Origin of the sequence: Streptomyces sp. E2N166, from assembly GCF_003671715.1 — a bacterium.
GTDB lineage: Bacteria > Actinomycetota > Actinomycetes > Streptomycetales > Streptomycetaceae > Streptomyces > Streptomyces thinghirensis.
In genome coordinates this window covers 737,819-738,651 of the sequence record NZ_RAIF01000032.1, presented here as the reverse complement: position 1 = coordinate 738,651, position 833 = coordinate 737,819, and the positions used below count along the sequence as shown (strand labels likewise).

1 protein-coding gene is annotated in these 833 nt (G+C 77.2%); it reads right to left on the bottom strand.

The window, feature by feature from the left end; genetic code table 11:
* A partial coding sequence (locus EBH09_RS38235) for an SDR family NAD(P)-dependent oxidoreductase (RefSeq protein ID WP_202977435.1) occupies nt 1–833 on the bottom strand: 833 nt, incomplete at both ends.

Here is an 833-nt window from a genome sequence, read left to right as displayed (position 1 = left end):
TTCCTCGGCGAGCAGCCGCAGGACCAGTTCCTCGGCGCGCTCGTGGGATCCGGGCGCGGCGGCGGACTCGTCCTTGTGCGGCTCGGCGCCTTCGAGGGCCTGGAGGATGCGGTCGGGGTCGCCGGCGGCCAGGAGCAGGCGCGGCGCGGTGTGGGCGAGGGCCCGCTCCAGGGCCAGCAGGGCGGGGGCGGTGCGCAACGGGCGCATGCCGAGTGCCCGCTCCATGTAGGCCTCGGCGTCGGTGTCGACGCGCATGCCGCCCTCGGCCCACACGGGCCAGGCGGCCGCGAGGGTCCTGCCGTGCCGGGCGCCTTCGCGGCGACGCCGCTCGCGCTCCTCGGCGAAGTGGTCGAGGAAGGCGTTGGCGAAGGCGTAGTCGCTCTGGCCGGCGTTGCCGAAGGCCGCGGCCGCCGAGGAGAACGCGACGAAGTAGTCCAGCGGTTCGTCCGCCGTCGCCTGGTCGAGCAGCACGGTGCCGTGCACCTTGGCGGCGAGGACGGCGTCCGCGTCCGCTCGCCGCTTGGTGCGTACGAGTCCGTCCCGGAGGACGCCGGCCGCGTGCACGACACCGCTGACCGAGCCGTGCGCCCGGCGGGCCTCGGCCACCAGGTCGCGTACGGCGGCCGGGTCGGTGACGTCGGCGAGCACCACCCGGGCGCCGAGGGCGTCGGCGCGGGCCAGGGTCTCGGGGTCCGGGGCGGTACGCGCGGCGAGCACGATGCCGCCGCCCGTGACACCGGCGGCCCGCCGTGCGGCGGCGATGTGCTCGGCGACGAGAAGGCCCAGGGCGCCGGTGCCGCCGGTGACGATGTGCGCGCCGGCACCGGTGAACG